This window comes from Paenibacillus sp. Marseille-Q9583, from assembly GCF_976954365.1.
In genome coordinates this window covers 53,516-63,366 of sequence record NZ_CDRJTB010000034.1, presented here as the reverse complement: position 1 = coordinate 63,366, position 9,851 = coordinate 53,516, and the positions used below count along the sequence as shown (strand labels likewise).

The following is a 9,851-nucleotide window of genomic DNA, read 5'->3' as shown; positions in this document are numbered from 1 at the left end:
GTCATTTTCAAAATAGTTATTTATTATTATTGGATCTGTGATATTTCTTTCAGAATTTTTATAAACTCTTCCGATTATTAAGTCCTCTCTCAATCTTGTTATTGCCATATTGAGATTCTCTACAACAGTTATTTGTGGTAGGTTCAGCAATTTAATTTGTAGTTCAGATTGTTCACAAAATAGAATCTTCTTGTTTAACTGATAAACTATATCAGGATATAATTTTTCTACTTCTAAAATAAAAAGTTCGTTAAAACTATCACTATTATTAAATTTCAAACCTAGGTTTATTTTAGGGAAATCCCTTCTATTTTCATTATCTTTAAAGGCTCTGTTATTCTGAATGTTGTCAATTAATATATCCCAATTCAAATCTAACTTTATTTGATCTTCAGCGCTTTTTAGAACTCGTCTTAAAATTCCATCCATATTCTCCATAAAATAATTTTTCACAAATGAAATTGTTTCTAGTATTAAGGTTTTTCCTGTTCCATTATCACCTATTAAAACAACCAAATCATCATCCTCAATGGTAGCCTCTTTGATATGGGCTAATTTTTCTATTTTTAATTTCATCATAAACCTACTTTCATTAATATATTTTGAAGTACTATCTAAAATAATTCGATCTATTGGTTCGGATTTAACCTGATTAACAACACAGCGTCCTAGAATCCTTCATTCAACTATTTCTATACTCCTCACAATTTTCCCTTCTTATGAATAAGATATACAGCCGATGATTTATTTATGATAAATCCACCTTCAATACACTAACTGTGAGGAATTTCGCCCTACTTATGGTACGGCTCCCCCCGATTTATCTTCACCGCACGATAAATCTGCTCCACCAGCACCAGGCGCATGAGCTGATGGGGCAGCGTCATGCGCCCGAAGCTCATGCGCTGCTGCGCGCGGCGCATGACCTCGTCGGAGAGCCCGTGGCTCCCTCCGATGACGAACACGACATGGCTCGTCCCATAGGTGCCGAGCCGGTCAATTTCTGCGGCAAGCTCTTCCGAGCTCCACAGCTTGCCGTCAATCGCGAGCGCAATGACATGCGCCTCGCTCTTAATATGCGCGAGGATGCGTTCTCCCTCGCGCGCCTTAACAATACCGACCTCTGCTTCGCTTAGAGAGTCGGGTGCTTTTTCATCTGCCACCTCAATCACCTGAAATTTCAGGTACGGTGTCAGCCGTTTAGCATACTCCGCGATGCCATTGATCAAGTACTTTTCCTTCAATTTTCCTACGCCAATAATTTGAATAAGCATAAATGCCTCCTGTTATAGTCCTCTATAGAAATAGCAAAAGGACGCGCTCTAGGCGTCCCTTATAGTTTTAGAGAGTACCTTCTCTCGCCCAATCCTTATATCTCTTGTTTTTCATGTATTCCCTGTCCTCATAGGGCTCAATCCGTTACTTCCCTTCCTCCCGCTCCTCCATTGCAAAATCCGGCTTTTCCCCAGCTTCGTAAGCACTCAATATAGAATCCAGCAAACCTGGGAACCTTGCGTTAAGATCCTCCGTCCGCAGCGACAGTATGCGCTGGGTTCCTTGAACCCGCGTAAACACAACCCCTGACTCGCGCAGCGTACGGGCATGATGAGACATGGTGGATTTGGCAATCGGAACGTTGAAGCCGTTGCAAGCCTGTTCTCCATTTCTATGAATATCCGATACGATATGGAGGCGAATCGGATCGCTGAGCGCATACAATACGGAAGCGAGCTGAATGTCCTTGCGGTCCGGATGAAATAGTATTTTCATGGATGATTATCCCCTTTGTCCTACTTTTAATGCGAAAAAATATTGGTGCTCCTAATTGCATTTTATATCAACGCATGCTATATTTCAATTGTTCGTAAGTAATCGAACTATTAAACAATAATAAAAGGAGTGCTTCGCACATGACTTCTGTAAATAACCTTTCCGCGAATGCGGATCATGAAGCCTCCGCTCCGGAAGCGACTCTTCCACGGGAAGGCCTGCTAACTCTGCTGTTCAGCATCGCTGTGGTTCTCGTCATCATGAATACAGCCATGTTCAATCTGGCACTGCCTGATGTAACCGAAGCCTTCGGCATTACAGCTGCATCCGCTTCTTGGATCGTTACCGGGTATTCCATTATGTTCTCGATTGCCTCAATCACGTACAGCCGGCTCTCTGATTTTCTGCCGATCCGCCGCCTGCTGGTGATAGGCCTGTTGACGCTAGGCTTTGCGGCTGTAGCCGGCTTCTTCAGCACCAACTTTATCTTTCTGCTTATCGTGCGCATTCTACAGGCGTCGGGCGCGGGCGCAGTAATGTCCTTATCTCTTGTGCTGTTTACACGTTATGTCCCGCAAGCTCGTCGCGGCAAAGCGATGGCGACGATTATGTCAGCCGTTTCACTCGGCCTAGGCCTTGGTCCGGTCGCGGGCGGAGCCATCGTCGAATATCTCGGCTGGATCTGGTTGTTCGCTGTAACGGCAGCTATTTTGCTTCTCGTGCCGTTGTTCCTTATCCTGCTGCCTAAAGAGGTGCCCACTCGAGGCTCCTTCGATGTGTTTGGTGGGCTGCTCTTGGGCGTCGGCACCACCGGTCTGCTGCTATTCCTGACTAGTGGGCTGTGGGTGGCCTTGGTAGCTGGACTTCTTGCCATCGCTTTATTTGTTGGCCGCATCCGCAGCACGCCCGACCCATTTGTAATGCCCGCGCTATTCCGTAACCGCTCATATCTCGTGCTGGCGGTGGTCGGAATCGCCTCCTATCTGTGCAGCTTCGCCACCTTGTTCCTGCTGCCACAGATTTTGACTCATCGCTTTGGCTTCAGTGCAAGTCATGCCGGGCTTGTGATCTTTCCCGGATCGCTGCTCGCAATCTTCGTTTCCCGTTCCGTCGGACGAATCATCGACCGTTATGGCAATGCGGGGATATTGCGTTTCGCTCCACTGCTTGTGCTGACTGCTACCGTCCTGTTCGCTGTTTTTGCGGGACGATCCTGGATTGCCGTCATGCTCATCTATATGATTATGAGTCTTGCCTTCACTACATTGTCCAGTAGTGTATCCAATGAAATCTCACGGATTCTGCCTTCCTCACAAATCGGCTCCGGGATGGGGCTGTTCCAGCTACTGCAATTCTTTAGCGGCGCCTTCAGCGTAGCTATGGCCGCAAGTGCATTGGAATGGCAGCGTGGGCTGCCGCTCCGGGCCGCTTACTCAAACATCTACTGGGGACTCTCTATTGCAGCAATGCTTGCCATCATCTCAGCCATTGTCTACCGCAAGAACAACCGAGGTAGCTCCCTGACCAATATGGCAGATGCAGCAGATGCATAAAACTAATCCTCCAATGCACGCACCTATAATTATTCCACGCAAAAACACCTTGAAGCCCATTTTGGGACTGCAAGGTGTTTTTTTATAAGTCTTAACGGCCCTTTAGACCACCAAATATTCAGCGTTCTTCTCACATTGGGTGCACTTTGCCGGCGGGTCCCAGTCAGAGAATTCCGTTTCCTTCAAATCTACTACATCTGGTGCATCTTCATACTCGTCCACAAACAAATCAATAGCTAATTCCACATGTTCTTTACATACTACATACATTCAACCAAGCATCCCTTTCTGTGCCGCTACGGCCTAATACTCCTTCTATTGTTCTACCATACTTCCCACGAAAATGGAACTCCTATCTATCCATTCCAGCGATCTGTTCATCCATTGTCTATATTCTTGCCCTTCACCAAAAAAAGATTCCTCCCACCCCGAAGGGCAAAAGGAATCTCATCACTTCTCTCTCTCTATTATCTATAAATATTATTTTAAACTCTCCATCCTACCCTAAAAACTCCACCGGACGATCCAGCTCATATAATCTGCGGTAACGTGGTTCTTTTTTCATCAGCTCTGCATGGGTTCCACGCATTTCTACCGAGCCGTTTTCCATAAAAATCACTTCATCCATCTGCTCCGCACCGACCAAATGATGCGTTACCCAAATTAGTGACTTACCCTTCATGGCTTCGAGCATTGTCTTCAAAAGATCACGTTCCGTCCGCGGGTCCAACCCTACAGTCGGTTCGTCGAGTATGACAACAGGTGTATTTTGCAGCAAAATACGAGCTAACGCTATCCGCTGACGCTCTCCACCAGAGAATCGTTGACCTGCTTCACGGACAAAGGTATCATATCCATCTGGCAACGAGGAGATCAACGTATCCATTTTGGCTAAGGCGCCAGCCTCTTTAATGTCTTGCTCGGAAGCCTTCGGATCACCCATACGAATATTGTTGGCTACCGTAGTGTCGAATAAGTGTGGGCTCTGATTAAGCACCGCTATAATAGAAGGAATATGCTCGCCATAGGCATCTGCAGCGATTCCATTAATCGTAGCCGAGCCGTCAGAAGGTTCAATAACACCTTGAATAGCCTTTAATAACGTCGATTTACCCGCACCACTTCGGCCGATGATCGCAATCTTTTTACCTTGTGGAATATCGAGGCTGAGATCGCGAACCGACCAGTTAGCCTCTGAACCATAGTGGTAACCTACATTTTCGAGCTTGATGTGAGCACTCTTCATCGCCTGAGGCAGAGCATCGACTACAGTTGCTTTTTCAGACACGATGTTCTGCTCAGCTCCATTTACACCAGACAATCGCTCCAAGGAGTTACGGTACTGCGGGATTTTCTCCACCGCTTCAGACACTGGCAGAAAGACATCTGCTACAGGAAAAACAACCAATACGAACGCCGCAATCAATGTACCCGCAATAGCACCATCTGCAAACTCTCCAGCGGCCCAATACAGCATAGAAAGCACGCCAATCCCAATTACCGCTTGCCCAATGAAAGTACGAAGACGTGCCCAGCTGCGCAGCGCTGCATCGGTTTGGGCTACTTTTCTCTCATCTGCTTCATAAGTATCTACGAACTGGCTTTGTCGTCCACTAATGACCCAGTCACCCATACCAAGTACGGCGTCAGTCAGCTTTTGATAGAGACGATTACGCTCTACTTTCACTTCACGTTGGCGCTTCTGTGTGAACAATAGAGATAAGAACGGCAACACCACTACTAACACTAATATATACAGAGCCATCAATAGCGCAAAGGCGATATCAAAAGTACCCAGTGCAATCACAGCTGCTCCATAAATCAGCAAAGCAATAATGCTTGGAAACACGGTGCGCAGATATACATTTTGCAAATATTCAATGTCATCCGCAAGCATCCCGAGAATATCCCCAGTGCGGAAGCGTGACGACAGGAACAAGGCTTGAGGTTCCAAAATATTGTACAGACGCACACGCATCTTAGATAGAATCCGTAAAATCGTGTCATGCCCAACTAAACGTTCTACATAATGAATGACAGCCCGACTCGTTCCGAACGTACGCACACCTACAATTGGTACATAGATCATTAGAATATTTTCGACAGGTGTAGACGCTTTTGAGATCAAAAATCCTGAAGTATACATTAATGATGAGGCTGTAAAAATCGTCAACGCCCCAAGCACGATAATCAGCACAAAACGCCAAAAATACGACGATACATACGGAGCAAACCATCCTTCACGTTTCAATGGATTCCCTCCAATTGCGACCCAATCAACTCATAATACGCACCCTTGCGGGTAAGCAACTCCTGATGGGTACCGATTTCTGCGACTTTTCCTTGTTTCATTACTACAATAATGTCCATATCAAGCATCCAGTGCAGGCGATGTGTAGCCAGAAAGACCAGCTTTCCTTCAAAAAGAGGCACCATCGTCTCCTTCAGCTCATATTCCGTCTCAATATCCAGATGTGCCGTCGGCTCATCCAATAACATGATCGGACGACTGCTGAGTAAAGCTCGAGCCAGCGCAACCCGCTGCTCCTGCCCGCCACTGAACGAACGACCTCCCCCGCCGATCATCTCATCCAAGCCATTCGGAAGGGTTGCCGCCAGCTCTGATAATCCGGTAGCTTTCACAGCTGCAGCCACAGCTTCTATAGAAGCCTCAGGGTAATAGAAGCGAATATTATCAGCCAATGTACCACTAAAAATATAAGGGCGCTGCGGGATATACGAGGTCTGCTTTCGCCAAGCCTCATCCGTTAATGCGCTAACCGTTGTACCGTTAACCGTGATACTTCCTGAAGTAGGGTGCAAAAAGCCCCCTAGTATATCCACTAACGTAGATTTACCGGCCCCACTCTCTCCGATAATCCCAATTTTGCTTGCTCCTTTAAATTGCAGGTTCACCGCTTCCAGTGAAGAAAGACCAGCTTCCTCGTATTTCACACTGACATCATTTACTGTAAGTACGCTATTTTTATGCCAAGTGAATATCTCTTCTGGTGTTTTCGATGCTGATTTCAATGCTTGGTCACCATTAGAACCTACTACTTCAGCCTTCACTTCATCCTGATCTATAATGCTCTTCATTGCCTCAGCGGCTTCCTTCCCATCGAGAGTAGCATGGAAATCCGAACCTACCAATCGTACAGGCAAAAAATATTCCGGTGCCAAGATCAGAATAGTTAAACCCGTAACAAGGGTCATCTGATCGTTGACCAGACGCAGGCCAAGACTTACCGCTACCGAAGCAACGGATAACATCGTAAAGAAGTCCAGCGCGAACGAAGACAAAAAGGCTACTCGCAGTGTACGCATCGTCGCCGAGCGGTATCGATCGCTGACGGTGGCAATACTCGTGCTATGACTACGACTGCGGCCCAGAAATTTCAGCGTTTCTAGCCCACGGAGGGAGTCTACGAAATGATTAGATAAGGTGCGATAAGATTTCAGCTGACGGTCCATCTGCTTGCGAGCCGTCATCCCGATCAAGATCATAAAAACAATAATAATCGGCATGGTGATCGTTAGAATTATCCCACTCGCGGTATCCATCTTGTAGATATAAATAAGCACCAAAATCGGTGTAATTGACATCCCTACCATTCTAGGGATAATCGCTTCTAAATATGTGCGGAACTTTGTTACGCCTTCCAACACTAGTGTGACAAGATCCCCGGTTCCACGCCCGCCCACCATTCTGGGTCCAAGCTGGAAGAGCTTATCCATCATTTCCCTCCGCATATTGCTGCCCGTTGCTTCCGCAAAGCGGTAAGAGATACGGCTCATCAGCATGGCGCAAGCATGGCGCACTAGAAATGCAAGAAGGAACAATAGCGAAGTAGCCCATTGTTCCTTCAGAGGTTCTCCCGCAAATAGCGCAGAGATGACTTCTGCCAGCCATTTGGCCAGCAGAAGTATGGACATGCTTTGCACCAGGGTAAGGAGGCCAACGATCAGAAAGACCGGCTTAACTCCTTTATACCCAAGCAAATTTTTATCCATTAGTATTCAAGATGCTCCTTCTCATGAACGCGTTTATGAAAGACAAAGTAACTCCAAATTTGATATCCCAATACGAATGGAAGGATGGTCAGTGCCACAATCGTCATTACCTTTAAAGAGTAATGTCCCGAGGCCGCATTGGTGATGGTCAAATTAAAGGCTTGATCGATTGAACTAATCATAACACGTGGGAACAATCCTACAAAGATAGAAGTTACGGACAATGCTATTACCGCTCCTGTCATACCAAAAGCATAGCCATCCTTCTTCTTCGTCATGAAATAACCCGATAATATGAACGCGATAATTCCCAGCGCTACTATAATCATAAGAACTAAACCACGTTGTTCGAAAATATCAGTCATATAATAAGTCATTACCACGAAAGCAAGCAATAAGGCCCCAAGTGGCAAAAGCAATCTTTGCGCCATTTTTCGAGCGCGAGCCTGTAGATCTCCCACTGTACGCAACGTTGTGAACATTAGACCATGTACCAAACAAAGAAGGACAACAGTCACACCAGCTACTACGGTATACACATTTACGATATCTGTAAAACTTGCGTACATTTGCATATCCCCATCAATCGGCAAACCTTTGATGAAGCTGGCGAACACCACAGCAAGGAGGAACGGTGGGAGGAAGCTGCCGAAAAAGATACACACATCCCAAGTTTTTTTCCAAGCTACGGAATCCCGTTTACCTCTAAATTCAAAAGCAACACCACGTGCAATCAAAGCTAATAAAGCAAAGACAAAGGGAATGTAAAATCCACTAAATAATGTTGCATACCACTCAGGGAAAGCCGCAAACATTGCACCCGCGGCTGTGATTAGCCATACCTCATTTCCATCCCAGAAGGGTCCGATCGAGTTAATCAGAATCCGGCGCTCTGTATCATTCTTAGCGAGAATTTGTGTTTCCATCCCTACGCCGAAATCGAAACCCTCCAGGAAGAAGAACCCTATAAACAGAACTGCAATGAGCACAAACCACAATTCATTAAGAGACATCATTGGGCGCCCTCCTCGTTATATGGATCATGCGAATCCCCGTGATCGTTATCCATCGCATAAGGACCTTTTTTAATCACTTTCATAAACAAACCAATTAGAACTAATCCGAGAATGGCGTAAATCGCTGTAAAAGAAATAACAGAGAATAGAACCTGACCACTCGTAATATTAGGCGACACGCTGTCTTCCGTTGTCATCAGTCCGAATACCGTCCATGGCTGACGCCCGAATTCGGTCATAACCCAACCCGCTGTATTCGCGATTGGAGGAAGCAATAGTCCCCATAACATAAACCGCATAAACCAAGTGTTTGGACGGTCCATCTTTTTGCGCCACATTAAATACATTGCGTACATACCCAGTACAATCATCAATGTTCCTGCTAGAACCATGATCCGGAAACTCCAGAATGTCGTACGTACAGGCGGGATATAGTCACCGGGGCCATAGGTTTGCTCATACTCAGCTTGCAGCTCAAGCATACCTTTAACTTCACCGGAAAATTTACTGTATGAAAGGAAGCTCAGCATATACGGAATTTGAAATTCCCCAGTACTTTCTTGCTTCTCAGGATCAATATTTGCCCATACGGTCCAAGGTGCCGGGTCACCACTCTTACCCCACAGTCCTTCGGAAGCCGCCATCTTCATAGGTTGAGTCTCAACCAAATACTGTGCTTGCGCATGGCCTGCCACAGCTACACCAATAGAAGAAATAATACCTACGATTGCTGCAATTTGAAAAGATTTCTTAAAGAAAGATACATCTTGTTTCTTCAATATCTTATACGCACTAATACCCGTTACGAGGAAGGCGCCTGTTGCATACGCAGCAAGAACCGTGTGCGGGAATTCAACCAGCAATTGTCCGTTCGTAATGAGCGCGAAGAAATCATTCATTTCTGCCCGTCCATTACTTATCTCAAATCCTACAGGATGCTGCATAAAAGAGTTCGCTGCTAGAATCCAGAAAGCGGATAACATCGTACCGAAAGCTACCAGCCAGATGGATAACAAGTGCACTCTTTTGGACACTTTGTCCCAGCCGAATATCCAGATGCCAATAAAAGTAGACTCCAGAAAAAAGGCTGCCAATGCTTCAACTGCAAGCGGAGCCCCGAAGACATCACCCACAAAACGTGAATAATCAGACCAGTTCATCCCGAACTGAAATTCCTGCAAAATACCTGTAACTACCCCTACTGCAAAGTTGATGAGAAACAGCTTTCCCCAGAACTGTGCCATTCTTTTGTACTCTTCATTGCCTTTTCTAACGTACATGGTCTCCATGATCGCAATCAAGAGCGCTAGTCCGATTGATACCGGTACAAAGAAATAGTGGAATATTGTCGTCGACGCAAATTGTATACGCGACAGCATTACTGTATCCATATTTTTCCCTTCCTTCTCCCCTTTTCGTTAATTATATTGTGTCAAAAATTTAGACGTCATTTTGTGATAAATGTCACACAAAGGGGTGATTTTAACGGTGAAATTCA

Annotated in this window: 8 protein-coding genes and 1 pseudogene; 1 reads left to right on the top strand and 8 read right to left on the bottom strand. The window is 45.7% G+C overall.

Translation table 11 applies throughout. The features are described 5' to 3' along the window. The 3 genes and pseudogenes from ACWNM1_RS16800 to ACWNM1_RS16790 all read right to left on the bottom strand — a co-directional run. Positions 1-579 (bottom strand): annotated as a pseudogene (locus tag ACWNM1_RS16800) (hypothetical protein); the annotation flags it as partial. 215 nt (positions 580-794) lie between these two features. Then, complete coding sequence (gene rlmH / locus ACWNM1_RS16795; protein ID WP_042131690.1) at positions 795-1,274, bottom strand: 23S rRNA (pseudouridine(1915)-N(3))-methyltransferase RlmH; 480 nt, start codon at positions 1,272-1,274, stop codon at positions 795-797. Between the two features lie 145 nt (positions 1,275-1,419). After that, the gene (locus ACWNM1_RS16790; RefSeq protein WP_449601807.1) at positions 1,420-1,770 is read right to left on the bottom strand and encodes an ArsR/SmtB family transcription factor; all 351 of its coding nucleotides are present in this window, start codon (positions 1,768-1,770) and stop codon (positions 1,420-1,422) included. 140 nt (positions 1,771-1,910) lie between these two features. On the opposite strand from ACWNM1_RS16790, the gene ACWNM1_RS16785 reads away from it, so the two are divergent. Next, positions 1,911-3,323 carry an MFS transporter gene (locus ACWNM1_RS16785; protein ID WP_449601806.1) on the top strand — a complete coding sequence of 471 codons (1,413 nt, stop codon included), beginning with the start codon at positions 1,911-1,913 and terminating at the stop codon, positions 3,321-3,323. A gap of 102 nt (positions 3,324-3,425) precedes the next feature. Here ACWNM1_RS16785 and ACWNM1_RS16780 read toward each other — a convergent pair whose 3' ends face one another. From ACWNM1_RS16780 to ACWNM1_RS16760, 5 genes are all read right to left on the bottom strand, one after another. After that, positions 3,426-3,593: a CxxH/CxxC protein gene (locus ACWNM1_RS16780; RefSeq protein WP_076120603.1), complete on the bottom strand. Its 168-nt coding sequence runs from the start codon at positions 3,591-3,593 to the stop codon at positions 3,426-3,428. A 229-nt stretch (positions 3,594-3,822) separates the two neighbouring features. Continuing rightward, the gene (gene cydC, locus ACWNM1_RS16775) at positions 3,823-5,574 is read right to left on the bottom strand and encodes a thiol reductant ABC exporter subunit CydC (protein ID WP_449601805.1); all 1,752 of its coding nucleotides are present in this window, start codon (positions 5,572-5,574) and stop codon (positions 3,823-3,825) included. Then, a complete protein-coding gene (cydD, locus tag ACWNM1_RS16770; RefSeq protein ID WP_449601803.1) occupies positions 5,571-7,337 on the bottom strand; it encodes a thiol reductant ABC exporter subunit CydD in 1,767 nt (588 codons plus the stop codon). The genes cydC and cydD overlap by 4 nt, the downstream gene beginning before the upstream one ends. Further along, complete coding sequence (gene cydB / locus ACWNM1_RS16765) at positions 7,337-8,353, bottom strand: cytochrome d ubiquinol oxidase subunit II (protein WP_076285053.1); 1,017 nt, start codon at positions 8,351-8,353, stop codon at positions 7,337-7,339. The genes cydD and cydB overlap by 1 nt, the downstream gene beginning before the upstream one ends. Then, positions 8,350-9,744: a cytochrome ubiquinol oxidase subunit I gene (locus tag ACWNM1_RS16760; protein WP_449601802.1), complete on the bottom strand. Its 1,395-nt coding sequence runs from the start codon at positions 9,742-9,744 to the stop codon at positions 8,350-8,352. The genes cydB and ACWNM1_RS16760 overlap by 4 nt, the downstream gene beginning before the upstream one ends. Positions 9,745-9,851: the final 107 nt, after the last annotated feature.